23 protein-coding genes are annotated in these 25,180 nt (G+C 39.4%); all 23 read right to left on the reverse strand.

Annotation, left to right across the window (positions count from 1 at the left end):
• Nucleotides 1–32: 32 nt before the first annotated feature.
• Nucleotides 33–1,157: a molecular chaperone DnaJ gene (gene dnaJ / locus FC65_RS00005; RefSeq protein WP_056971030.1), complete on the reverse strand. Its 1,125-nt coding sequence runs from the start codon at nt 1,155–1,157 to the stop codon at nt 33–35.
• 113 nt (nt 1,158–1,270) lie between these two features.
• Nucleotides 1,271–3,130 (reverse strand): molecular chaperone DnaK, encoded by a 1,860-nt coding sequence (dnaK, locus tag FC65_RS00010; protein WP_056971031.1) that lies wholly within the window; start codon nt 3,128–3,130, stop codon nt 1,271–1,273.
• 52 nt (nt 3,131–3,182) lie between these two features.
• Nucleotides 3,183–3,776 carry a nucleotide exchange factor GrpE gene (gene grpE / locus FC65_RS00015; RefSeq protein ID WP_010496164.1) on the reverse strand — a complete coding sequence of 198 codons (594 nt, stop codon included), beginning with the start codon at nt 3,774–3,776 and terminating at the stop codon, nt 3,183–3,185.
• A gap of 17 nt (nt 3,777–3,793) precedes the next feature.
• On the reverse strand, nt 3,794–4,828 hold the full coding sequence (gene hrcA, locus FC65_RS00020; RefSeq protein ID WP_056971032.1) for a heat-inducible transcriptional repressor HrcA: 1,035 nt from the start codon (nt 4,826–4,828) through the stop codon (nt 3,794–3,796).
• 109 nt (nt 4,829–4,937) lie between these two features.
• Nucleotides 4,938–5,918 carry a riboflavin biosynthesis protein RibF gene (gene ribF / locus FC65_RS00025; protein WP_056971033.1) on the reverse strand — a complete coding sequence of 327 codons (981 nt, stop codon included), beginning with the start codon at nt 5,916–5,918 and terminating at the stop codon, nt 4,938–4,940.
• A gap of 13 nt (nt 5,919–5,931) precedes the next feature.
• Nucleotides 5,932–6,852: a tRNA pseudouridine(55) synthase TruB gene (gene truB / locus FC65_RS00030; protein ID WP_010496170.1), complete on the reverse strand. Its 921-nt coding sequence runs from the start codon at nt 6,850–6,852 to the stop codon at nt 5,932–5,934.
• Nucleotides 6,853–7,041: 189 nt separating this feature from the next.
• Nucleotides 7,042–7,398: a 30S ribosome-binding factor RbfA gene (rbfA, locus tag FC65_RS00035; protein ID WP_056971034.1), complete on the reverse strand. Its 357-nt coding sequence runs from the start codon at nt 7,396–7,398 to the stop codon at nt 7,042–7,044.
• Between the two features lie 53 nt (nt 7,399–7,451).
• Nucleotides 7,452–9,773, reverse strand: coding sequence for a translation initiation factor IF-2 (gene infB, locus FC65_RS00040; RefSeq protein WP_056971035.1), 2,322 nt, complete (start codon nt 9,771–9,773; stop codon nt 7,452–7,454).
• A gap of 76 nt (nt 9,774–9,849) precedes the next feature.
• Nucleotides 9,850–10,155: a YlxQ-related RNA-binding protein gene (locus tag FC65_RS00045; protein ID WP_056971036.1), complete on the reverse strand. Its 306-nt coding sequence runs from the start codon at nt 10,153–10,155 to the stop codon at nt 9,850–9,852.
• Complete coding sequence (gene rnpM / locus FC65_RS00050; RefSeq protein WP_010496177.1) at nt 10,145–10,441, reverse strand: RNase P modulator RnpM; 297 nt, start codon at nt 10,439–10,441, stop codon at nt 10,145–10,147. The genes FC65_RS00045 and rnpM overlap by 11 nt, the downstream gene beginning before the upstream one ends.
• An 18-nt stretch (nt 10,442–10,459) precedes the next feature.
• Nucleotides 10,460–11,653: a transcription termination factor NusA gene (gene nusA, locus FC65_RS00055; protein WP_056971037.1), complete on the reverse strand. Its 1,194-nt coding sequence runs from the start codon at nt 11,651–11,653 to the stop codon at nt 10,460–10,462.
• 28 nt (nt 11,654–11,681) lie between these two features.
• Nucleotides 11,682–12,161: a ribosome maturation factor RimP gene (gene rimP / locus FC65_RS00060; protein WP_056971038.1), complete on the reverse strand. Its 480-nt coding sequence runs from the start codon at nt 12,159–12,161 to the stop codon at nt 11,682–11,684.
• Between the two features lie 190 nt (nt 12,162–12,351).
• Nucleotides 12,352–16,683 carry a PolC-type DNA polymerase III gene (locus tag FC65_RS00065; RefSeq protein ID WP_382405772.1) on the reverse strand — a complete coding sequence of 1,444 codons (4,332 nt, stop codon included), beginning with the start codon at nt 16,681–16,683 and terminating at the stop codon, nt 12,352–12,354.
• A 132-nt stretch (nt 16,684–16,815) separates the two neighbouring features.
• Complete coding sequence (locus FC65_RS00070) at nt 16,816–18,528, reverse strand: proline--tRNA ligase (RefSeq protein WP_010496181.1); 1,713 nt, start codon at nt 18,526–18,528, stop codon at nt 16,816–16,818.
• A gap of 39 nt (nt 18,529–18,567) precedes the next feature.
• Nucleotides 18,568–19,839 (reverse strand): RIP metalloprotease RseP, encoded by a 1,272-nt coding sequence (rseP, locus tag FC65_RS00075; protein ID WP_010496182.1) that lies wholly within the window; start codon nt 19,837–19,839, stop codon nt 18,568–18,570.
• Nucleotides 19,840–19,875: 36 nt separating this feature from the next.
• Nucleotides 19,876–20,667 (reverse strand): phosphatidate cytidylyltransferase, encoded by a 792-nt coding sequence (locus tag FC65_RS00080; protein ID WP_056971040.1) that lies wholly within the window; start codon nt 20,665–20,667, stop codon nt 19,876–19,878.
• Nucleotides 20,664–21,464, reverse strand: a complete 801-nt coding sequence (locus FC65_RS00085) for an isoprenyl transferase (RefSeq protein ID WP_056971041.1) — start codon at nt 21,462–21,464, stop codon at nt 20,664–20,666. Before FC65_RS00085 ends, FC65_RS00080 begins: the two co-directional genes overlap by 4 nt.
• 136 nt (nt 21,465–21,600) lie before the next feature.
• Nucleotides 21,601–22,164 (reverse strand): ribosome recycling factor, encoded by a 564-nt coding sequence (gene frr / locus FC65_RS00090; protein ID WP_010496191.1) that lies wholly within the window; start codon nt 22,162–22,164, stop codon nt 21,601–21,603.
• 3 nt (nt 22,165–22,167) lie between these two features.
• Entirely contained in the window at nt 22,168–22,887 is a 720-nt protein-coding gene (gene pyrH / locus FC65_RS00095) for a UMP kinase (RefSeq protein ID WP_056971042.1), read from the reverse strand.
• Between the two features lie 208 nt (nt 22,888–23,095).
• On the reverse strand, nt 23,096–23,452 hold the full coding sequence (gene rplS, locus FC65_RS00100; protein WP_010496195.1) for a 50S ribosomal protein L19: 357 nt from the start codon (nt 23,450–23,452) through the stop codon (nt 23,096–23,098).
• 148 nt (nt 23,453–23,600) lie between these two features.
• Nucleotides 23,601–24,335: a tRNA (guanosine(37)-N1)-methyltransferase TrmD gene (trmD, locus tag FC65_RS00105; protein ID WP_056971043.1), complete on the reverse strand. Its 735-nt coding sequence runs from the start codon at nt 24,333–24,335 to the stop codon at nt 23,601–23,603.
• A complete protein-coding gene (gene rimM / locus FC65_RS00110) occupies nt 24,332–24,847 on the reverse strand; it encodes a ribosome maturation factor RimM (protein WP_010496199.1) in 516 nt (171 codons plus the stop codon). Before rimM ends, trmD begins: the two co-directional genes overlap by 4 nt.
• A 75-nt stretch (nt 24,848–24,922) precedes the next feature.
• Entirely contained in the window at nt 24,923–25,171 is a 249-nt protein-coding gene (locus FC65_RS00115) for a KH domain-containing protein (RefSeq protein ID WP_010496201.1), read from the reverse strand.
• Between the last annotated feature and the right edge of the window lie 9 nt (nt 25,172–25,180).

A 25,180-nucleotide genomic window follows, 5' to 3' on the forward strand; every position in this document is an offset into this window, starting at 1 on the left:
ATCAACACTATTTGACAAAGTCCCAGAAAAAATTATTTTTTAAACCTATCGAAAAATGATCCATCGCCCGATGGTTTTTCTCCTGAAGCAGCTGCAAGATCATGCAATGCTTCCTTTTGCTTTTTATTAAGTCTTTGTGGAGTAACGACCTTCACAGTGACACGTTCATCACCATTGCCCTTACCTCTTAAACGAGGAGCTCCCTTACCACGCAAACGGAAAGTAGTATTAGTTTGTGTTCCGGCAGGTATCGTTAGTTTGACCTTGCCATGCACAGTTTTGACTTCAATTTCATCACCAAGTGCTGCTTGTACAAAAGAAATATCCTGATCTAAATAGATCTCTGCTCCATCACGTTTATAGATCTTGCTTGGCGCAACGGTAAAGATAATATATAGATCCCCATATGGTCCGCCATTTTGACCAGCTTCACCTTGGCCTTGCAAACGCATTTGATTGCCATCTTCAACCCCTGCAGGAACCGTGACTTCGACTGCATGATTTTCTTGCACTCTACCGGTGCCATGACAAGTATCACATTTTTCCTTGATTTCTTTACCAGTACCGTTACACTTATCACATTGTTGCTGTGTCATTACACGTCCGAGTGGTGTTTGACGCTGAACCTGAATAAACCCACGGCCACCACATTTAGAACAAGTCTCCGGCGATGTGCCCGGTTTAGCACCGTTCCCGCCGCAAGTCTTACACTGTGCCTCACGCGTATAATCAACAGTCGTTTTCTTACCAAAAATAGCTTCCTCAAAAGTGAGATGCATCTCATATTGCAAGTCGCGTCCCTGACGAGGACCATTTTGATTTCGTTCACGGCCGCCGCCACCAAAGAATGAACCAAAAATATCGTCAAATCCACCAAAATCACCAAAACCGCCTTGGTCAAAGCCGCCGAAGCCGCCACCACCAAAACCGCCTTGTTGGTCAGTTGAGCCAAATTGATCATATTGAGCTTTCTTTTTCTCATCACCCAAAATATCATAGGCTTCGTTAACTTCTTTAAATTTTTCCTCTGCGCCCGGTTCATGATTTAGATCCGGGTGATACTTCTTAGATAATTTCCGGTATGCTTTCTTTATTTCATCAGCAGAAGCATCCTTGGAAACTCCAAGAACTTCATATGGATCTTTTTGCTCAGCCATATCCGTCCTCCAAATTAATTCATCTTACGTCCCTTTAGCTTATCACATCTATATCCAAATAAAAAGCCAAAGTCCACTAACGGACTTCGACCTTTTAAATTACAGCTAACTAATTAGTTCTTGTCGTCCGGATCGACTTCTTTAAAATCACCGTTTACGGTACCGTCATCATTGGAACCATTGTTATCTGATGACGAATTATCAGCAGCACCGTCTTGAGCTTTTTGGGCATCCTGAGCTTGTTGATAAAGTTTAACTGACATATCCTGGACTAATTTAGTTAAGTCATCTTTCTTAGTCTTCATGTCGTCAACATTATTTGCTTCTTGAGCCTTCTTCAACTCATCACGAGCATCTTTGATCTTTTGAACTTCGTCTTCACCGACAGCTTTGTTGTCTTTGACTTCATCCAAAGTCTTATCCGTCTGGAAGATCAGTTGATCGACTTCATTTTTCAAGTCAACTTCTTCTTTACGCTTCTTGTCGTTCTCTTCGTTTTCTTTAGCTTCATTGACCATACGATCAATTTCTTCATCAGAAAGGCCGGAAGAACTCTTGATAGTGATCTTTTGTTCTTTATTTGTGCCAAGGTCCTTAGCAGAAACATTAACAATACCGTTCTTATCAATATCAAATGAAACCTGGATCTGTGGAACACCACGAGGAGCAGCAGGAATATCTGTCAATTGGAAACGACCTAATGTCTTATTATCTGCAGCCATTGGACGTTCACCTTGTAAAACATGAATATCTACAGCTGGTTGGTTATCTGCAGCCGTTGAAAATGTCTGTGACTTCGATGTTGGGATCGTAGTATTACGATCGATCAACTTAGTGAAGACACCGCCCATTGTTTCAATACCTAATGAAAGTGGTGTAACATCAAGTAAAACAACATCCTTAACATCACCAGTGATCACACCGGCTTGAATAGCAGCACCTAAAGCGACAGCTTCGTCAGGGTTAACCGATTCGTTTGGTTGATGACCAGTTTCTTTTTCAACTAATTCCTTAACAGCAGGGATACGTGTTGAACCGCCGACCAAAATAACTTCATCAATATCACCAGTCGACAAATCAGCATCAGATAGGGCATTTCGAACAGGAATACGTGTTCTTTCAACCAAATCAGCTGTTAATTCATTAAACTTAGCACGTGTCAATGTTGTTTCCAAATGCAAAGGCCCTGCTTGTCCAGCAGTAATAAATGGCAAAGAAATTTGGGCTGAAGAAATACCAGAAAGGTCTTTTTTAGCTTTTTCAGCAGCATCCTTTAAACGTTGCATTGCCATCTTGTCCTTAGAAAGGTCGATCCCATTTTCTTGTTTAAAGTTATCAACTAACCAGTTGATGATCTTATTATCGAAATCATCACCACCAAGGTGTGTATCACCATTAGTAGAAAGTACTTGGAATACCCCATCACCTAATTCAAGGATAGAAACATCAAATGTACCACCACCAAGGTCATAAACCATGATCTTTTCGTCTTTGCCAGTTTTATCTAAACCATAAGCTAAAGCCGCAGCAGTAGGTTCGTTAACAATTCTTTCAACTTTCAGACCAGCAATTTTACCAGCGTCTTTAGTTGCTTGACGTTGTGAATCATTAAAGTATGCAGGAACAGTAATAACTGCTTGAGAAACTGATTCACCCAAATATGATTCTGCATAATTTTTAATGTGTTGTAAAATCATAGCAGAAATTTCTTGTGGAGTATATTCCTTGCCGTTGACCGAAACTTTATAATTTTCTTCTCCCATGTGACTCTTGATCGAAGAAACTGTATCTGGGTTAGTGATGGCCTGGCGTTTAGCAACTTCACCAACTTGTGTTTCACCATCTTTAAAGGACACTACAGAAGGAGTTGTCCGATTTCCTTCAGGATTAGTGATGATCTTTGCATCTTTACCTTCAAGAACAGCAACTGCAGAGTTTGTGGTCCCTAAATCAATACCAATAACTTTTGACATACAATTCTACCTCTCTTAAAAATTAATTTTTCAATATTTTTAATAACATTATTTATTGTGCAACAACTACCATTGCAGGCCTTAAGACACGGTCTTTAAGCATATATCCTTCTTGATAAACTTCAACAACTGTGTCTGCTTTTTGCCCTTTTTGCACTGGCACTGTTTTAACAGCCTGATGGAAGTTAGGGTCAAACTTTTCATTCAAAGAATTCATTTTAACGACGTGATTGTTTGAAAGTGCGTTTTGAATATCGTTGGCAACCATTTCTACGCCCTTTTTCAACTGCTTAGAGCTTTTATCATCAACTTCAATTTCTAAAGCACGTTTCAAATTATCAACAGCCGGCAAAATTGCCTTTGCAATCTCTTGACCTTGATATCTTAACAAGCGTTCCTGCTCTTTTTTATAGCGGTTTTGCATATTAACTATCTCGGCTTCTGCACGTAAATACTTATCTTCTGTCTCATCCAGCTTTTGGGATAGTTCATCTATTTTAGCTTGTTTTGTATCAATCTTTTTTGTTTGAGCTTCTTCATTATTAACTGCTTTGTTGCCATCTTCTGGTTGTTTCACTGCAGCATCTGAAGCAGAGTCTTTCTTTACTTTCTCAGGTTTTTCGCTCAAATTTTTTTCATCGGCCAAATTAACACCCCTTTTCTTTAATCATTAAAGTCACGATAATAATTGCTGAGCCGCTGTGATAGTTCAGACCGCAACGCATCAATTAAACCCAAGGCCTTAGAATATTGCATGTTTGTTGGTCCTAGAATGGCAATTAAACCTTCGCCATTATTACCATCGTGATATTTAGCAGAAATCAGACTATAATCGGTCAACACATTATCATCCGCTAATTCATCACCGATCATCACAGCAAAATCACGTTTAGTATTCAAGAGTTCGCCTAAACTAGAGCTGTGATCGACAAAACTATAAATCGATTTGACCTGCTCAATATTATCGCTGGTCAAATAATTCAACAAGTTTTTCTTGCCGTCGACAAAGACTTGCTGATGAAAAGCCCGACTCAATACATTATCAAAGACATCTAGCAAACTGATCGATCCACGTAAATAATTACGTAGCTTAGGCGCATTCGATTGCAGCCTAGCACTCACTTCTTCGATCGGTAAGCCAACAACTTCTTCATTGATCAAACGAACGACCGCTTCTAATTGATCACCATGGATACCCAAGGGTACATTGTAGACTTGGCTGTCCACAGTGCCATCATTAGTTACCATGATCAACATTACCTGGGAACTGCCCAAAGGCACCAAACGAAATCCTTCAAGCTTGACATCTTTCGAACCAGGTTTTAAAGAAATTGCCGTATAATCTGTCATTTCAGACAAAAGCCTTGCAGACATAGCAATGATTTCGTCGACCTTCGAAAAATTGTTAGCCAGTGCACTATGAATAACTTCCAGGGCGCTTTGATCGATTTTAGTTGGCTTGACCAAATTATCGATATAGTAGCGATAACCGCTTAACGATGGAACTCTTCCAGAACTTAAATGTTCTTTCATAATATACCCAGCTTGCTCTAAAACAGCCATCTCATTCCTGATCGTCGCAGAACTGACATGTACAGGTAATTGCTCTTGCAATTTTTTTGAGCCGATCGGCTGACCGACATTAGCATAGTCCTGAATGATCGTCTCCAAAATCAGTAATTGTCTTTCTGTTAACATCACAATCACCTCTTTTTTAGCACTTAACACTCTTGAGTGCTAAGTCAATTATTAATATACACGACATTAATTGAAACGTCAAGAAAAGTCAATGTTTTTTGCGAACTTTTCATTTAGCCTTACAAGCTTGTGTTAAAGCTTCTACTGGGGACTTATCCTGCAAAAATTCACGAGATTTTTTTTCATCTTTTTTCATTTGGTTAATCAATTCCTCGACACCTGAAAACTTGACTGAGGAGCGTAAGTACTTGAACCATTGAACTCTCACATTTTTATCATAGAAATCACACTTAACATCGAACAAATTAATTTCAACAGTCAAATCATTGCTGAGCCCAAAAGTTTCGTTGTGACTAACAGAAGCCATTCCATCGAACCATTCATTATCTATATTCACTTTAACTGCATAGACACCGATCGCCGGAAGTTTTTGCCGCAAGGCACTATCAACATTGATCGTGGGAAACCCTAACTTTCGCCCACGTGCTTTACCATGAACAACAGTACCCGAAATTTCAAAAGGATAACCTAACAATTCATTGACTTTCATCATTTTTCCTTGATCTAAAGCATGCTTGATTTGTGTCGAGCCCACTTTTTCAGAACCGTCTTGCAACTCTGGCACTTCACATACCCTAAATCTACCAGCTGCATAATCAACTAAAGTTTTCATGTTCGCCACACTGGCTTTGCCATAAGTAAAATCAAACCCCGCCACTGCTTCAACTACATTCAAACCAACTATATATTTATTTACAAAATCTTTTGGACTCATTGGTACTAAATTTTGATTAAATTCAACTACGTAAGTTAGGTCAACACCAATTTTTGAAAATAATTCTAGTTTACGATTCAAGAGCGTCAAATAGCGTACCTTTGCTGGATCAAGATCTTGATAGGCAATTTTTGGATAACGATCAAAGGTCATGACTGCTAACTTAATGTTTTTTTCTTGGGCTATTTTTTTAGCAGTCTTAATAACCCTTTGATGTCCACGGTGGACGCCGTCAAAAAAACCTAATGCTAGAACAATTGGTTCAGAAGGTATTAGGTCTTTATCGTATGGCTCTGATAAATTAATAACTTGCATTTTCATTCCTCTTTCAGACTAAATCTATCATTTGCTCAGGTTGATATCTTTTTTTAGGCCTGTTGTAAAAATAAACACACCGTGCACGCCCCTCATAAAACAAAACAAGTTTGTTTTGCAGTTCACCTTTAAGTTGGTTTTGCACACTTTCGGGACTTAAAAAGCCGCCATTTTGAATGATCTTCCATTCATCAACAGATAATTCGTACTGCGGATATTTTTTCAAGGCGTGACTGACGGGCTTTAAAATTTGTTCCAGCTGTTGTTCATCCATTTCACTTAACTTTTTTAAGCTAATCGATTCCTCAATTGAAAAACCACCACTTTTTAGTCTAGTTAAGTCAGACATCACTGCAGGTACACCTAATTTTTTCCCTAAATCAACCGCTAGTGTCCGTACATATGTCCCCTTTTGACAACCAACTTCAAAAAAGATTTTTTGTTGTTTTTTTTCCTGATCGTAAACTGTTGGACTGGTTTGTTTGAAATAGTCTACGGTCACTTGACGCTCAGGCCGTTTGACCGGTTCATTGTGCCGAGCGTAATCGTATAGACGGCGGCCGTTAACTTTAATAGCTGAGTACATCGGTGGGATCTGAATCTGCGTACCCGTCAACTCTCTCATCTTTTCGTCTATTTGGTCGGCAGATATTCGTTTTTCAATTTCTTCTTTAGTAATAATTTTTCCTTCAAGATCTTCAGTTTCGGTCGCAAATCCTAATGTGATCTCTCCTTGATATATTTTACCAGAATCCATTAAATAGTTAACGACCTTGGTTGCTTTTCCAATACATATTGGTAAAACGCCATCAACATTAGGATCTAGTGTTCCTGAATGACCAACTTTACCTGTTTTGAAGATTTTCCTGCACTTGAAAACTGCGTCATTACTTGTCATTCCTCTTTCTTTATATAAAGGCAAAATACCTTCCATCAAAATCCCCTCATTTTTGGTCACTAATTTTTTCTGTTCTAAAATTGGTTTACTTTAAAAGCAACCGCGTCTTTTTTTAAAAGAAAACCGCTACAAAACAATGTTTTGCAGCGGCCTGTCGTCAAAGATGTTTTAGGTATGGGACAACTTGATTTTTCTAGTTATCCATCAAAACACCTTCAGTAATATCTATTGTTCCTCCTGATGCAGCTTACGCAACAATTCATCAATATGCTCACCATATCGTTCTGATTTATCCTGTTTGAATTCAATTTCTGGAGTAACATAAATGCTTAATCTATGTCCCAGTTCTCCTCTGATCAAACCTGTAGCCTTTTTTAAGCCTTTGGCTGTTTTCTCCTGATCAGAAGCCAAATCAGACAAAATACTGTAATATATTGTCGCCTGTTGCAGATCACCAGTGACATCAACGCCTGTGATCGTCACACCTTGAATACGTGGATCACGGACACGTTTTTGCAATATATCATTGACTTCACGCTGAATTTCTTGCGCTAATCTGCCAACACGTATCTGTTGTGCCATCATTATCCTCCTTTAAATTCTTTGCAAGGTTAATAATAGCCGTCAGTCAGCTATTATCGAACTGGTACTTCTTCCATAATATATGACTCGATTTGATCTCCAACCTTGATATCATTATATTTTTCGATCATCAAGCCGCATTCATAACCTTGTTTAACTTGTTTAACATCATCTTTAAAGCGTTTCAAACTAGCCAAATTACCCTCATAAATCACAATACCATCACGGATCACACGGACACCACTATCACGTTGGATATAACCGTTAGTGACAAAACCGCCACCGATTGTACCAAGCTTAGAAACTTTATAAGTCTCACGGATCTCAACTTGACCTGTGATTTTTTCTTCATACTCGGGTTCAAGCATCCCTTTCATAGCAGTCTCTATCTCATCGATTGCTTTATAAATAACATTATGCAAACGAATATCAACTTTATCAGACTCAGCTTGAGCACGAGGTGTAGGACGGACATTAAAGCCGACAATAATTGCGTTAGAAGCCTCTGCTAAAGTAACATCACTTTCATTAATAGCACCAACAGCTTCATGAATAATATTGACCCGGACACCTTCAACATCGATTTTCTTGAAACTTTGTGCTAAAGCTTCTACAGAGCCTTGAACGTCCGCCTTAATGATCACGCTAACTTCTTTCATTTCCCCTTCTTTTAAGGCATCAAACAAATTGTCCAAAGTTACATGGTTAGTCTTTTGACGTTCACGTAAAACTGCTTGTTCAGCACGTTTTTCACCGGCCGCACGTGCAGTTTTTTCATCATCAAAGGCCACAAATCTGTCCCCTGAATCAGGGACGTCACTGAGTCCAGTAATTTCAACAGGAGTTGCCGGAGTTGCTTCCTTGATTCGTTTGCCACGAGCATTTGTCATCGTCCGAACGCGACCAAAGGTATCTCCAACAACGATTGGATCACCAGTATGCAACGTACCTTGCTGTACAAGCAGTGAAGCAACTGGGCCCTTGCCTTTATCCAAACGTGCTTCGATCACAGAGCCAGCCCCATGTTGTTCTGGGTTAGCCTTTAATTCGAGCATTTCAGATTCTAGTAAGATCATATCCAATAATTCATCAATGTTTTTACCAAATTTGGCAGAAATTTCAACGAAAATCGTATCGCCGCCCCAACTTTCAGGGATCAACTCATATTCAGCCAGCTGTTCCATAACATGATTAGGGTTAGCTCCCGGCTTATCGATCTTATTCACAGCTACGATGATCGGTACATCAGCAGCTTTAGCATGGTTGATAGCCTCGATCGTCTGCGGCATAACACCATCATCTGCAGCAACTACCAGAATAGTAATATCAGTGATATCCGCACCACGAGCACGCATATTAGTAAAGGCAGCATGACCTGGAGTATCCAAGAATGTGATCGTCTTATCATCATGATGCAATTGATAAGCACCGATATGCTGCGTGATACCTCCAGCTTCTCCCTCAGTAATATGAGAATTACGCAACCTATCAAGCAAGGTTGTTTTACCATGGTCAACATGTCCCATGATCGTAACAACTGGTGGTCTTGATACTAAATGCTCTTGGTTTTTCTGTTCATCTTCAAAGAACTTGTCGATATTAGAAACATCAACTTGAACTTTTTCTTCAGCTTCGATCCCATAATCTGCAGCCAAGATCTCGATCGTATCCTTATCAAGAGATTGGTTTTGGTTGACCATCACGCCCATCATAAAGAGTTTCTTGATGATCTCAGCAGGTTCACGGTGAATCTTTTTTGCAATATCAGCTACATTCATTCCGACTGTATAGATCAATTTGTCTGGCAATGGTTTATTCTTACGTTGTGAAACAGGATTATGCTTGATCTTCACATTGCGATTATTCTTGCGGTTATTATTGCGCCGATTCTTCTTTTTAAAATTCTTGTTACGATTGTTATTGTTGTTATTTGAATTGTTAAAACGATTATTTGAACGCGGGTTTCCTGAGCGTACATTACGCGTTCCATTATTTTTGGAGCTATTTTCATTCTTAGAATGATTATTTTGATTATTTACCGGACGGTTATTTGAACCATTATGTTCAGGTTTGCCTGAATTATGGTTTTGACTATGCTGTTTTGAGCCGTTATTTCTGGCATTTCTATTTCCATTCTGTTGATTTTTTGGAGCAACGGCCTTTTTAGCATGCTCATTTTTCTTATTGTTATTTGTTTTTTGCGCAGGAGCTTTTTTCTTAGGTTGATAAAATTCCCGAATCTGCCGCTCTTCGTTTTCACCTAAAACCGACATATGATTTCCAACACTAAAACCCTTATCTTCTGCAACTTTAATAATATCTTTGCTGTTTACATTTAATTCTTTCGCTAACTCATAAATTCGTTTTTTGCTCATACCATCAACCTCCGATTAGATTCTGCGGAGCATCTGTCCGACCGCAACGAATCAAACGATACTCCGTTTGATCCGCCTAAGTCGACAGTAACTCAAGCATTTTACGACCGAAGCCCCTATCAGTCACAGCGATCACACTTCTTTTTTGTCCGATCGCATTACTAAGCTCAAGCTCGTTAAAAGCTTGAGATAAACTAACATTATAGCTACGGCACTTGTCATTAAATCTTTTACGTGTATTTTCGGCACAGTCACTTGCTACAAAAACTACAGTGACCTTTTGTGCGCGCACTTGTTTTAGAACCTTGTCTGTTCCCGTGGTAATTTTTCTAGCTCGTTGTGCGAGACCCAGCAGATTCAAAACTTTTTGTTTATTTTCCATCGCCAAATAATTCCATCCGTGCAACCTGATGATCAACGTAGGCAATTAATTCTTCATAAAATGAAGGATCGATTTTAATGCCAAAGGTCTTATCAAAAGTTTTGTCTTCACGTGCTTTTTTCGCAATAGCTACATCTAAACGAATATACGCACCACGGCCCTGTTTTTTTCCAGTCGGGTCGATACTAACTTCATTTTCTTTGTTCTTAACGACTCGGACTAATTCTTTTTTAGGAAACATTTCGCCAGACACAATATCCTTACGCATTGGAATTTTTTTTGCCATTGTAGGCCACCTCCTAAACTAATTATCAGAATCCGGATTGGCATCGTTTGTTTCAGCAGAAGCTTCTATTGAAATTTCCTTGCCATCGTCTTCAACTTGTGTTTGTGTATCACTTTCTTGTTCTGGTGTATCATCTTGTACAGCAAACTCAGCGGATACTTTCTGCTCATCAAGTTCTTGCATATCAGATTCAGATTTAATATCGATCTTATAGCCGGTTAATCTTGCAGCCAAACGAACATTTTGTCCACGTTTGCCGATTGCCAAAGAAAGTTGATCATTTGGCACAACAACAGTACATACGTGCTCATTTTCAGGGTCAAAGCGGACTTCCAAAACATCTGCGGGATTCAAAGCATTAGAAATAAAGTCTGCCGGTTCCTCTTCCCACTGGACGATGTCCATATTCTCGCCTTTAAGTTCATTAACGATCGTTTGGATCCGTTCCCCCCGCGGGCCAACACAAGTTCCGACTGGATCAACGTTTTCATTGTTGGAACGCACGGCTACTTTAGCTCGGTCACCTGCTTCTCGCGCAATTGAAACAATTTCAACAGTTCCATCATAAATCTCAGGGATCTCCTGCTCAAATAATCGCTTCAAAAGATCCGGATGTGAACGGCTAACAAACACTTGTGGTCCCTTGGAAGAATTTTCAACTTTGTAAATGTAAACCTTGATTCGATCATGGGAATTGTACTCTTCACCTTCGATTTGATCTTGACGCGATAACAAAGCTTCGACCTTACCCAAGTTAACATAAATATAACGATTATCCCGCCGTTCAACTTCACCAGTTACAATTTCATTTTCATATTGAATGTACTGATTATAGATAATGTTATGTTCTTCTTCACGTACTCTTTGCATGATCACTTGCTTAGCAGTTTGAGCTGCGATCCGTCCAAAATCTTTAGGTGTAACTTCAAAACGGATAGTGTCGCCAACTTCATAAGCTTTATTCAAATCAAGAGCATCTTTTAAACTAACTTCCAAACGAGAATCAAAGACTTCATTTACGACTTCCTTGACTGCATAGACATGGATGTTGCCCTTAGCTTTATCAAATTCAACTTCTACATTCTGAGCCTGCCCATAATTACGTTTATAAGCAGAAACCAATGCATTTTCTAACGCTTCGATCACAATTTCTTTTTTGACGCCCTTTTCAGTTTCTAAAGAATCTAAGGCTTCAAGTAATTCCTTGCTCATTTTATTTTACTCCTTGTTTTAAACTTTACTAAAATTCGATTGCTAAGCGCGCTTTGGCAACTTTTTTGCGTGGAATAACAACTTCCTTTGTCCGAGTTTTATCACGATATTCTATCGTTAACTCGTCAGCTGTCAAGTTGACCAAATGCCCTTCATATTGCTTATTGCCAGCGACCTTTTCATACAAAGTTACGAAAATATTCGCTTGCTTTTCAGCAGCTTTTTCAAAATCTTTGTCTTTTTTTAAAGGACGCTCTGCCCCAGGAGAAGAAACCTCCAAGTAGTAAGCTTGTTGAATCGGATCTGGGTCGCAAGCATCCAACTTTTCACCAAGTTCATCACTGACCAATGCACATTCATCGATCGTGATACCACCTTCTTTATCAATAAAGACCCGTAAATACCAATTCTGACCTTCCTTAACAAATTCAACATCAACTAATTCAAAATGATATTTTCCCAAGATAGGTGTTACTAAATCTGATACCGTTTCAACGACACTGCTCACGCCTTGTCCTCCTTGTCAATAAAATTTTATGATAAAATAATCTTTCTCTGATCGTTTCCAATAAAAAGAGTGAGCATTTCTGCCCACTCATTACGAGTTATCAAGTTACTGTTTAAATCTTAGCATAGTCCCCTAAAAAAAGCAAGTCAATCAGCTTTATGACACCATTACAGCCGCTGATCTCTCAGTTTTAAAATAAATTATCAAACAAACTAAGCTGATTTTCGTCAGGGAGATCATCTAAAACATGATTTTCAGTCATATATTCAATCAAAGTATTAGAAACTTTACCTCTTTTTGACAAATCTTCTTTAGATAGAAATTCTTGTTCTTCACGTGCAGCAACGATTTGTTTAGCAGCATTCAAGCCTAAACCTGGAATGGCTGAGAATGGTGCTAATAAAGTATCTCCGTCAATAATTAACCAGTCAGCTGCGTCGGAACGCTTGAGATCGACCATCTTAAACTTGAAGCCGCGTTCAAGCATTTCATTGGCTAATTCTAAGACTGTCAGCAAATTCTTTTCCTTAGTCGAAGCATCATTACCCTTGGAATTGATTTCGGACATCGCTGCTTTAACAGATTCTTTACCATGTACCATTGAGACCAGGTCAAAGTCATCCGCACGAACAGAAAAATATGCTGCATAATAAACCAATGGGAAATAAACTTTAAAGTAGGCGATCCGCAACGCCATCAAAACGTAGGCAGCCGCATGGGCTTTCGGGAACATGTACTTGATTTTTAAACAAGCCCCAATATACCATTCAGGAACTTCAGCTTCACGCATTTTAGCTTGCCATTCGTCAGGGATCCCACGCCCTTTTCTAACATGTTCCATGATCTTAAACGCCAGATCAGATTCAACACCCATGTGGATCAGATCCATCATAATATCATCACGACAACCAATAACTTCTGGCATGGTGACGGTTTTATTTTTGATCAATTCTTCAGCATTTCCTAACCAAACATCAGTCCCGTGTGAAAGACCCGATATTTTTAATAGTTCGGCAAAAGTTTTTGGGTGTGTTTGATCCAACATACCCCGAACAAAACGTGTTCCAAATTCAGGGATCCCTAAAGTACCAGTTTTAGACTGGATCTGGTCTTCAGTTACTCCTAAAATATCTGTACCTGAAAACAAGGCCATGACTCCAGGATCATCCGTCGGTATCGATTTTGGTTCGATCCCAGAAAGATCTTGCAGCATTCTGATCATTGTCGGATCATCATGACCTAAAATATCCAGTTTCAAAATATTATCGTGAATCGAATGGAAATCAAAGTGAGTTGTTTTCCATGTAGCACTGGTATCGTCAGCTGGATATTGAATCGGGGTAAAATCGTAAATATCCATGTAATCAGGCACAACCAAGATACCAGCCGGATGTTGTCCGGTCGTTCGTTTAACACCGGTAGCCCCTTTAGCTAAACGATCGACTTCTGCGCTACGAATGTTTTGTTCAGTATCACGTTCATATGCTTTAACGTAACCATAAGCCGTTTTATCCGCAACCGTACCAATAGTCCCGGCACGATAAACATTCTTTTCACCAAACAAGACCTTTGTATAGTTATGCGCGATCGACTGATAGTCGCCAGAAAAGTTCAGATCAATATCAGGGACCTTATTTCCCTTAAAACCTAAGAATGTCTCAAAGGGGATGTCTTGGCCGTCTTTGACCAAGTGGGTTTTGCACTCAGGACAATCTTTGTCAGGTAAATCAAACCCTGACCCATATTCACCGTTTGTAAAAAACTGATTCCATTGGCAGTTAGGACAGCGATAATGCGGCGGTAAAGGATTAACCTCGGTGATTCCTGACATCGTAGCAACTAGGCTGGAACCAACAGATCCCCGAGAACCAACCAAATAACCATCTTTATTAGATTTATAAACTAATTTTTGAGAAATCAAGTAAATCACAGAAAAACCATTACCAATAATCGATTTTAATTCCTTAGCCAAACGATCTTCGACGACCTCTGGTAATTTATTTCCATACAACTCATGAGCCTTATTCATAGTCAAATTTTTTATATCATCTTCAGCGCCTGGCATTTTAGGTGTGTACAGCTTGTCTTTCACAGGTGAGATCTCATCACACATCTCTGCGATCTGTGTGGGAGAATCCACGACAACTTCCTCGGCTGTTTCTTCACCTAAAAAGGCAAATTCATCCAGCATTTCATCAGTAGTACGAAAATGGGCATCAGGGAGCTGACGTAATCTGTTCAGCGGATTAGCACCACTTTGTGAGTGGATCAAGATCTTACGGTAAATCGCATCTTCTTTATTCATATAGTGGACGTCACCAGTTGCTGCTACAGGGATTTTTAATTCATGAGCTAGCTGGATCATATTTTTAATAATTTCTTCCAAATTAGCTGTATCTTTGACTAGTTCCTGTTCGAGTAAAGGGGCGTATAGCGGTTTAGGCTGAATTTCAAGGTAATCATAGTAGCGTGCTTTTTCCTTAGCAGTTTCATAACCCTTTTGCATCATAGCAGTGAAAACTTCTCCATTTGCACATGCTGATCCGACCAACAACCCTTCCCGATACTTATTTAAAATTGACCGAGGTATTCTGGGAACTCGATAGAAATAATCTGTCATTCCCGCAGATACAGCTTTAAACAGATTCTTTAAGCCGTCCTGAGTTTGAGCCAATATGACTGCATGAAAGGGATGTTCATGCTTATAGGCATCATTTTCACCAGCATGATCATTCAGTTGATCATGATACTCAACTCCAAACTTCTCAACTGCGTCTTTAAGCATCGCAAAGTAAATAAATCCTGTCGCTTGTGCATCATAAATCGCACGGTGGTGATGTTCAAGGTTAACATTCAATTTTTTGGCCAGATTGTTTAGCTGAAATCTCTTCATTTCCGGGTACAAAACCCTCGCAAATGGCAAAGTGTCGATCCAAGGCTCCGAAATTTCTGCCAAATTATGACGTGCATACCCAGTATTCATGAAATCTACATCAAAAGTTGCGTTATGTCCGACAATAATGGTGCCTTTACAAAATTCTTGGAACATTTTGAAAACTTCTTCTTCGCTCTTTGAGCCTTTAACCATGTCATCGGTAATACTAGTTAAATTGATCGTAGTCTGCGACAAAGGATGACCAGGATCGATAAATTGCTCAAAAGTATCGATCACATTACCATCTTTCATTTTAACAGCCGCCAACTCAATAACTTTATCATAGCGAGCTGATAAACCTGTAGTTTCAGTATCAAAGACAACATATGTGGCATCTTTAAGTAAAACATGCTGGTCGTTATAAGCGATGGGTGTCCCGTCATCGACCACGTTAGCTTCAACACCATATAAAATCTTGACCCCATTTTGTTCGCCGGCACTATGAGCTTCAGGGAAGGCCTGCAGTGTTCCATGGTCGGTCACCGCGATTGCTTTTTGTCCCCAGTCGGCAGCTTGTTTGACATAACTAGAAATGCTATTAGTGGCATCCATCGCACTCATATTTGTATGCAGATGTAATTCGACTCTTTTTTTATCAGTTGGCGCCAGATCTTGACGTTTGGGGTGAGAAACAGAGTTTAAGTCATAAGCATTCACGACCAGATCGTGCATATAAGTATCTTCCTGTACACTGCCACGAACTTTGATCCAGCTGCCTTCTTCGATCGCAGCAAACATCGCTTCATCATTTTCATCACGCGAAAACTTCTTTACAACAAACGAAGAACTATAATCTGTGATTTTTAAGATCAATAATTGTCTTTCAGACCGTAAGACACGTACCTCCTTATCGAAGACATAGCCTTGAATTACAACTGAACGCTCTTCTTCCGTGATGTCGACCATTTGGCGCGGTTCAATATCACTTGAGATTTTCTTACCCAGTTGAATTGGACCATCGATCTGAGGAAGTTCTTTTTTATTCTTACGAGCCTCTTTTTGTTGATTTTGTTTCTGGATCGCTTGAATAGCCTTTTGTGCAAGTTCTGCATCACTTTTAGCCTTTTTTTCCTTGTGTTCGTCTATTTTATCCTGGGAGGCAGATTCATCCACTAAAGTCGTAATATTTTGCGGCGGAAAACCAACCTTACGATAGGTATCTTCTATCGGACCTAAAGCCTGATTAACTAAAAAATCCTTGATTATTTCATTATCTGCAAGTAACATGACACGTCCATCCTGCAAATAAGGCACTTTTCCCTCACATAGACTTTGTGTCAAGTTAGACCGCAAACCGCTATTAGCGATAACCCACTGCCAATAATCGCCTAACTTTCGATTCGTTACTTCAGGAGCCGTCGCATTAATTGCGATCGTTGTTTGTGCTATTCCTTGAAAAGCAGAACTTAAATGTTGTTGCAACTGAATAAATAATTGAAATGGCAAAATATCAGTTAAATTTATTATAAAATCCCAGCGCTTAGACACTTGATGAACTTCAACACGAGAAATACTGCCATTTTCAAAATAGCCTGTGTCTTCTGGCTGCAACTGCAGATCGATCTGCTGCAATAACTTAGTCAGCATCTCTTTTTTACTTAATTCCAAATTTGCTCCCCTCTCTCCTAGATTTTGTTCCATTACTTATTTACGGATACTGTTTCATCTTCTATAGATAAAGACAGCCGAAACATTAAACGCGTTTCGGCCTGTCAATTTCTATTGTTCTTGATCTGCATTAAGCAAAATACTAAGTGAACTCAAAAGTTCTCCTGTCTGAACTTCCAATGTTTCACCAGTTTTACGTAATTTGATTTCAACGATCTGCTCGGCAGCCTTCTTCCCCACCGTGATCCGTACTGGCAAACCGATCAAGTCTGCATCAGCAAACTTAACGCCCGCACGTTCTTTTCGATCATCCAGTAAAACTTTGTAACCGGCCTGTTCCAGCATTTCTGTAACGTGCTCCGCTAAATCAGCTTGTTCGGCCTTTTTACTGTTAACTGGGACCACGTGAACATCAAATGGAGCTAAAGAACGTGGCCAGATAATACCATTATCATCACAATGCTGCTCAACAATGGCTGATAAAAGGCGTGAAACACCAATTCCATAGCAGCCCATCTTGACTGGGACCTGACGTCCATTTTCATCCAAGACAGTAGCACCCATATCTTTTGAATAACGTTCTCCAAGCTTAAAGATATGCCCGATCTCGATCCCGTGTTGAAATTTCAAAACTCCTTCGCCATCCGGAGAAATATCTCCCTCTTGAACTAGACGCAGGTCAGTGTATTCGGCTACCTCAAAATCTCGACCAATATTAGCATTCAAATAATGGAAGCCGTCTTCATTAGCACCAACGCCAACGTTAACCATACCTTCTACATCCAAATCGGCAATTACCTTGAGATCAGTAATACCAATTGGCCCTAGAGATCCAAAACCGGCACCAAAATATTCTTGAGCTTCCTCGTTAGTTCCTGGACGAACATCCAAAGCTGAAAAGTAGTTTTTCAATTTTGTTTCATTGACCTGATCATCACCGCGCATCAAAACAACAACAGCTTCACCATCGATCACATATAATAATGTTTTAACTTCGCTGCTTGTTTCGATCTGTAAATATTGTGCGACTTCATCGATCGTTTTGGCACCAGGTGTTGCAACTTTTTCAAGTTTTTGTGGTGTTTCATGTGACTTTTTAGCAACTCGAAGATTTTTAGCCATTTCTAGATTAGCCGCATAATCACTTGCGTCAGAGTAAACAACGACATCTTCACCGATCGGAGCCATCGCCATAAATTCCTTAGAATCTTTTCCTCCCATTTGACCAGAATCAGCTAAGATCCCACGAAAGTTTAAACCAGTCCGTTCAAAGATCCTAGTATAAGCCTGATTCATATTTTGGAAAGTTTGATTTAAGCTTTCATCATCAACATGAAAAGAATAAGCATCCTTCATCAAAAACTCACGCCCGCGTAATAAGCCAAACCGTGGTCTTCTTTCATCGCGGTATTTCATTTGAATCTGATATAAAGTTAACGGTAATTTTTTATATGATTTGATAGTATCGCGAATAATAGAAGTAAATGTTTCCTCATGAGTTGGGCCTAAAATCAATTCACGCTCATGACGATCCTTTAATTTATAAAGATCTGGGCCATATGCCTCGTACCGTCCGGTTTCTTTCCAAAGTTCCGCCGGCAAAACAGCTGGGACTAACATTTCAACTGCATTGATCTTATCCATTTCTTCGCGAATAATTTTTTCAATATTTTGCAGGACCATATTCGCTAATGGCAAATATGCATACATTCCCGCTGTGATCTGCTTAATATATCCAGCCCGCAGCATTAACTGATGACTTTTAGCCTCAGCATCGCTAGGCACTTCTTTTAAAGTTGGGATCAACAATTGCGATTGTTTCATGTACTAACTTTCTCCTCTCAGTTCTCAAACAAATAATACCTAGAAAAAATATCGTTGAATATCATTCCAAGTGACTAATATCATTAAAAGCATCATAAACCCAAAACCAATCAATGTGATCAAGGTTTCTTTACTTGGATCAAGTGGTTTACCGCGAATTGCTTCAATAATATTCAGTAATAGTTTACCACCATCTAACGCTGGGATCGGCAATAAATTTACGATCCCTAAATTGATCGATAAAAAGGCCAGCAGATTGATAACACTGATAAGCCCATATTTAGTTGCTTGTTGAGTGAACGAATACATTGCGACTGGCCCACCCAAATCATTCAGACTAAAACCGTGGAACATATTGACCAGCGCATCCCAAACGGCTTTCATCACAGAGTATGTCTGAGTGAAACCGTAAGTAATGATCCCCCCGAATGAATGATCAACTTTTTGACCGGCTTGGATCCCGATCATTCCTACTTTTTGACCACCAGAATTTTGTGATTTAGGCGTCAAAGTAACTTGCTGTTTCTTATTATCACGATTTATGGTCAATTCTGTTTTCTTACCTGCTCTACTTCCAATAGCAGTAGACAAAGAATCCCAAGAAGCCGTTTTTTTACCTTCAACGGCAACGATCTTATCACCCTTTTTTAGGCCTGCTTTTTGAGCCACAGAGTTTTCTTGCACAGCCCCAACTGTATTGATCGTTGTCACAGAACCACCTTGAATGCCAGCAATCAAAATAAAGGCCAAAATCGCTAAAAGAAAGTTATTCACTGGACCAGCAATATTTGTTAGGATCCTCCTGATCAAACTTGCTGATTGATACTGAACATTACGTGGAGCAATTTGTACTTCCGTGCCATCTGTTTCAATAATCATAGCGTTAGGCTTAACATTGAAGCGACGCAGCTTTTCTTCATCACCATTTTCGTATCCTTCGATATATAAATCATCGATCAGGTCCCATTCAGTCACTTCAATCGGCAAACCGTTCAATAAACTGACTTTATGGCTAGTATTAATTTTTTCAACCTCTTCATCTTGATCTAAAATCAAATTAACAGGCATCCCTTTTTGCAAGGTATCCTCATCATCTTCTAGACCGGCCATGCGGACATAACCACCCAAAGGCAAGATCCTGATCGTATAGGTCGTTCCATTTTTATGAGTAGCAAATAACTTGGGACCCATGCCAATAGAAAATTCACGGACTAAAATACCAGATTTTTTTGCAACTATAAAATGTCCAAATTCATGGGAAGTCACAATGATCCCAAAAACAATTATAAAAGCGATGATCGTAATGAACATCTGCCACCATCCTTCCCACTGGGAAAATTTTATAAATTACAGTAAACCGCAAAAATGCATCAATGGCAAAACAAACAAAATTGAGTCGAATCGATCCAAGATCCCGCCATGTCCAGGCAAAATTTTTCCTGAATCTTTAACATCAAAATAACGTTTATAGGCCGACTCTGCCAAATCACCAAATTGACCGGCAACAGACAGGATCAGTACCAATAACAACATGAGCGGTAAACTGTATGTAAAATGTGCTTGTAAAAAGAAAACATAAAGTCCAACAACAATAACTGTGGCGATAGTACCACCGATAGAACCTTCCCAGGTCTTGTTAGGACTAATATTTGGCGCCAATTTATGCTTGCCTATCTTACGACCGATCATATATGCTCCACTATCTGTGATCCATACAATAAACAAAGCAAAGAAAATCATCCAAATACTGCTCTGTCTAGCACTCATCATATAGTGAAAACCCAGACCAATGTAAATCGAACCGATCGTTAATGCACCTGCATCATCAAACGAAAATCTGTTTCGCGTAAAAACACTATTAAGCAGCAAAAATAAAATCAAAAAGTATGCTAAATCAAAGTGTGTTACTTTTTCTGGGAGAAAACTCAGCCAAGCGTTAGGTACCAAGAATACGGCCGTTAAAAGATAAGAAATGATGGCTTCAAAAGAAACCAACAGTTTCTTCCTCATCATCAGTAATTCCGAAGTTCCCACTAAACCCATAGCCACAACTAAAATATTAAACGCTGTTCCTCCCACAAAAATAAGCGGGATAAAAATAGCCAAAGCAATTACGGCTGTTATAACTCTTTGTTTCATTTACTCTCATTTTCTCCTTTTTGTGTTTTGATTCCGCCAAAGCGTCTGTCACGCTGCTGAAATACCACGATATCATGGTACAAATTTTCCGGTAGGTAATCTGGCCAATAAGTATCTGTAAACTCAAGTTCGCTATATGCGATCTGCCACAACAAGAAATTGGAGATCCTTTGTTCTCCGCTGGTCCGAATCAACAGATCCGGATCATTATAGGGTGTCAACTGACCAGTCAATAGGTATTTAGCGAACAAGTCCTCATCGATCTGTTCAGTTGTAACTTTATCATTTTTAACATCTGTGGCAATATTCTTGACTGCAGCAATAATTTCAGTCCGAGAACCATAGTTTAAAGCAAAATTTAATATCATCCCATCACAATCTTTAGTTTGCTCAATCGCATTATTAACTGCTTCTTGTGTCTTTTTTGGTAATTGTTCTTCATCCCCCATAACATTCACTCGAACATTATGTTTGATCAGTTCAGGAACAAAGCGATCAAAGAATTTAACAGGCAGATCCATCAGAAAGTTCACTTCATCTAAAGGACGTTTCCAATTTTCTGTTGAAAATGCATATAAAGTAAGAACTTTTACTCCTATTTTACTAGCCGCTTTAGTGATCGTTTCAACAACTTCCATACCTTGTTTATGCCCTGCAACTCGTGGCAAATGTCGCTGTTGCGCCCACCGTCCGTTGCCATCCATTATGATTGCAATATGTTTAGGGATCCTTTGAAGGTCCACTGCACTTTTTTCGCTCCGTTCCTGTGAATCTTTCTTTTTCTTATTACTGAACAAAGGGTACACCTCCTGAGTATCAACAAATATTGTATCAAAAAAAACACAAGAGAGGCAAAAACTTTCAAGAAAATTAGGAAAATACTAATTATTCTAAAAATTTCTGCCTCTCTTTTATGTTAGTTTATTTGAAGATCTACCCTTCAAGTACTTCTTTTTCTTTGTCGTCAGCTAATGCTTCAAGGTTTTTGATCGATTCGTCGGTAACTTTTTGTGCCTGTTCTTCAAGAGCATGAAGCTCGTCCTCGTTTAAGTCACCATCTTTTTCAGACTTTTTGAGCTGTTCCATCATATCTCGCCGAATATTACGTACAGCAACTTTACCGTCTTCAGCCTTTGCCTTAACTTGTTTAGCTAACTCTTTACGACGTTCTTCAGTCAATTGAGGAATAACTAATCTAATCGCAGAACCGTCATTGGCTGGGGAAATTCCTAAATCTGACGCAAGAATAGCCCGTTCAACTTCTTTTAAAGAAGATTTATCATAAGGCGTCACAAGCAAAACACGGGCCTCTGGAACGGTGATTTGTGCCATCTGATTTAACGGTGTATCAACTCCATAATATTCGACGTTGATCCGATTAAGCAGACTTGCATTAGCACGCCCTGCACGAATATTTCCTAACTCGCGCTGTAATGCATCTTCAGATTTTGACATTTTAGCTTGAGCTTCTTTGATGATCGGATTACTAATTTTCATAATCTATTTTCCCTCCACTGTAGTTCCAATGTTTTCGCCGAGAACAACCTTTTTGATGTTCCCATGTTCATTCATGTTGAACACAACCAACGGAATATCATTATCCATTGATAGAGAAGAAGCTGTCGTATCCATAACATGTAAACCTTTATTAATGATATCTAAATGAGTCAGTGTTTCAAATTTTTGAGCCTCTGGATCAAGTTTTGGATCGGCAGAATAAATGCCATCTACACCATTTTTGGCCATCAAGATAACATCAGCGTTGATCTCAGAAGCACGCAATGCAGCTGTGGTATCGGTAGAGAAGTACGGTGAACCTGTTCCACCAGCGAAAATAACAACACGATGTTTTTCCAAATGACGAATGGCTTTTCTCCGAATATAAGGCTCCGCGATCTGACGCATTTCAATCGAAGTCTGAACCCGAGTAGGAACACCAATTGTTTCAAGGTTGTCTTGCAATGCAAGAGCATTCATGATCGTTCCTAACATACCAATATAATCTGCTTGGGCACGTTCCATCCCCATTTGAGCCCCTGCTTCGCCACGCCACATATTTCCACCGCCGACAACGATAGCAATCTCAACGCCCAGATCGTAAACATCTTTCAATTCCTCTGCGACCTTACGAATTTCTGGGGGATTAATTCCATATCCTTCCCTTCCGGCCAATGCTTCACCGCTAAGTTTGATAATTACACGTTTGTACTTGACTGACATGCTGCTCCTCCTAGTATCCATCCATATATTATGAATTCACGTTCACTGGACATTTTAGCACAATTTACCGCTTTATTGAACTAGTGCAAAATAAAAAACTATTTTACCGAATAACGATCAGTTCAAATAAAAACAATAATTGACTAAAGTATTTCTAATTACAATTATGCACAAAAAAAGTCCTTGAATCAACAAGGACCTAAAATTACTATTTACGACGGCGTTCTGGGATACGAGCTGCCTTACCTTGCAATGCACGCAAGTAGTACAACTTAGCACGACGAACACGACCGTTACGAATAACTTCAATTTTATCAACACGTGGTGAGTGAACTGGGAAAGTACGTTCAACCCCTACACCGCTACTGATTTTACGAACAGTGTATGTTGCAGAAATACCTTCGCCACGGCGTTTGATAACAACACCTTCAAACATCTGAATACGTTCACGCTTACCTTCAACGATACGTGCATGTACACGAACTGTATCGCCTGGGCGGAAATCTGGAATATCATCACGCAGTTGAGACTGTGTGAGCTTTTCAATTAATGGATCAACTGACATTACTTTTCTTCCTTTCACCGACATTCATGTCCAGTCGCAGCGGAATATCGTTAATATGGCCTAACAGCCAGATATTAGTTTAGCATAACAATTAGTCTGTGTAAATAAGTTTTTCAGACTTTTCAAGCTAAAAAGCTGTCAACTTTTGTTAAGAACGCTTTTGCTTGAACAAACTTATCCAGTGCTTTTCTTTTTCTGATAGTTGGCGCTCTTCCAACAAATCAGGACGTCGCTGATATGTTTTATAAAGAGCTTCTTTTTGTCTCCATTCCGCGATCTTTTGATGATTGCCAGATAGCAGAACGTCTGGAACTTTCAGGCCGCGAAAATCAGCTGGTCTGGTATACTGTGGATATTCTAATAATCCGGAAGAAAATGAATCATCTGGTGCTGAAGCACTATTGCCTAAGACTTCCGGTAAAAGTCTGACAGTTGCATCGATCATGACCATTGCTCCTAATTCTCCACCCGTTAAAACGAAATCACCAATAGAAAACTCATCAGTCACTAACCGTTTTATTCTTTCATCATAACCTTCATAATGCCCACAAATAAAAGTCAACTGCGGTTCTTTAGCAAGCTCTTCGGCCGCTTTTTGATCAAATTTGCGGCCTGCAGGATCTAATAAGATCACTCGACCTAAACTTCCACGTTTTTCATTAACATCTGCAAGAGCGTCATAAATAGGCTGTGCTTGCAATAACATTCCTGCACCGCCGCCATACGGATAATCATCCACGTGGTTTTGTCGATCCGTAGTAAAATCGCGGAAATTTGTTAGGCTAACATCTAAAATATTTTTTTCAACTGCTTTCCCGATAATAGAAGAAGAAAGTATTCCACCAAACATCTCGGGAAACAGACTTAAAATATCTATTTTCATTGTTCATCCAATCCTTCAAGCCAATCAACTATCACACACTGTTGCTCAAGGTCTACCTTTTTAATAACATCTTTGATAGCGGGCAATAATACTTCCTTGCCATTTGGCCGTTTCACTACCCACACATCATTAGCTCCTGTCTCCATTACCTCAGAGATAGTACCTAGAAGCTCATCTTCTAAAGAATAAACCTCTAGGCCAATTATTTCCCGGTAATAATAGGCGCCTTCTTCAAGCGGAGATTGCTGTTCGCTAGTGATCTGCAGTTGAGCACCCTTGTACTTTTCCACCTCGTTAATATCATTAATTTCTTCAAAAGCTAATATTTCAAATTGCTTTTGTGACCAGTGGCGCTTGACTGTTAATTTGACGGGAGAACTATTTTTTTGTGACACGTATAATACTTGCCCAGGTACAAAACGTTCTTCCGTGAAATCTGTAGTTGCTAAAACCTTGACCTCACCGCGAATTCCATGAGTATTTACAATTTCTCCAACATTAAAATAAGTCATAAACACACTCCTAAAAAAGAAAGCCCCTGTCCAAAACTTATGTGTCTGAACAAGAGGCTCTAAACTATTTGATTATTATTGGTCCACGATGTTTAACCGCACTCTTGCAGAACCATTTAAGTGGACACTGTAAACGATCGTTCGAATAGCTTGCGCAACACGACCATGCTTGCCAATAACACGACCAACATCAGCCGGTGCTACGGATAAATTAAAATTTAAAAAGTGTGCATCCCGTTGTGTTTCGATAGAAACAGCGTCTGGGTCTGCAACAAGAGGTTTAACAATCGAAATAATTAATTGCTTCACATCTGCTTCATTCATTTAATTTAC

It is taken from the genome of Ligilactobacillus acidipiscis DSM 15836 (genome assembly GCF_001435755.1).
Taxonomy (GTDB): Bacteria; Bacillota; Bacilli; order Lactobacillales; family Lactobacillaceae; genus Ligilactobacillus; species Ligilactobacillus acidipiscis.

What these genes read in the sequence shown, in the direction of transcription:
- dnaJ (WP_056971030.1), bottom strand. Translation starts at nt 1,157, where the DNA reads ATGGCTGAGCAAAAAGATCCATATGAAGTTCTTGGAGTTTCCAAGGAT.
- dnaK (WP_056971031.1), bottom strand. Translation starts at nt 3,130, where the DNA reads ATGTCAAAAGTTATTGGTATTGATTTAGGGACCACAAACTCTGCAGTT.
- hrcA (WP_056971032.1), bottom strand. Translation starts at nt 4,828, where the DNA reads ATGTTAACAGAAAGACAATTACTGATTTTGGAGACGATCATTCAGGAC.
- ribF (WP_056971033.1), bottom strand. Translation starts at nt 5,918, where the DNA reads ATGCAAGTTATTAATTTATCAGAGCCATACGATAAAGACCTAATACCT.
- truB (WP_010496170.1), bottom strand. Translation starts at nt 6,852, where the DNA reads ATGGAAGGTATTTTGCCTTTATATAAAGAAAGAGGAATGACAAGTAAT.
- rbfA (WP_056971034.1), bottom strand. Translation starts at nt 7,398, where the DNA reads ATGGCACAACAGATACGTGTTGGCAGATTAGCGCAAGAAATTCAGCGT.
- infB (WP_056971035.1), bottom strand. Translation starts at nt 9,773, where the DNA reads ATGAGCAAAAAACGAATTTATGAGTTAGCGAAAGAATTAAATGTAAAC.
- FC65_RS00045 (WP_056971036.1), bottom strand. Translation starts at nt 10,155, where the DNA reads ATGGAAAATAAACAAAAAGTTTTGAATCTGCTGGGTCTCGCACAACGA.
- rnpM (WP_010496177.1), bottom strand. Translation starts at nt 10,441, where the DNA reads ATGGCAAAAAAAATTCCAATGCGTAAGGATATTGTGTCTGGCGAAATG.
- nusA (WP_056971037.1), bottom strand. Translation starts at nt 11,653, where the DNA reads ATGAGCAAGGAATTACTTGAAGCCTTAGATTCTTTAGAAACTGAAAAG.
- FC65_RS00065 (WP_382405772.1), bottom strand. Translation starts at nt 16,683, where the DNA reads ATGCTGACTAAGTTATTGCAGCAGATCGATCTGCAGTTGCAGCCAGAA.
- FC65_RS00070 (WP_010496181.1), bottom strand. Translation starts at nt 18,528, where the DNA reads ATGAAACAATCGCAATTGTTGATCCCAACTTTAAAAGAAGTGCCTAGC.
- rseP (WP_010496182.1), bottom strand. Translation starts at nt 19,839, where the DNA reads ATGTTCATTACGATCATCGCTTTTATAATTGTTTTTGGGATCATTGTG.
- FC65_RS00080 (WP_056971040.1), bottom strand. Translation starts at nt 20,667, where the DNA reads ATGAAACAAAGAGTTATAACAGCCGTAATTGCTTTGGCTATTTTTATC.
- frr (WP_010496191.1), bottom strand. Translation starts at nt 22,164, where the DNA reads ATGAAAATTAGTAATCCGATCATCAAAGAAGCTCAAGCTAAAATGTCA.
- pyrH (WP_056971042.1), bottom strand. Translation starts at nt 22,887, where the DNA reads ATGTCAGTCAAGTACAAACGTGTAATTATCAAACTTAGCGGTGAAGCA.
- rplS (WP_010496195.1), bottom strand. Translation starts at nt 23,452, where the DNA reads ATGTCAGTTGATCCATTAATTGAAAAGCTCACACAGTCTCAACTGCGT.
- trmD (WP_056971043.1), bottom strand. Translation starts at nt 24,335, where the DNA reads ATGAAAATAGATATTTTAAGTCTGTTTCCCGAGATGTTTGGTGGAATA.
- rimM (WP_010496199.1), bottom strand. Translation starts at nt 24,847, where the DNA reads ATGACTTATTTTAATGTTGGAGAAATTGTAAATACTCATGGAATTCGC.
- FC65_RS00115 (WP_010496201.1), bottom strand. Translation starts at nt 25,171, where the DNA reads ATGAATGAAGCAGATGTGAAGCAATTAATTATTTCGATTGTTAAACCT.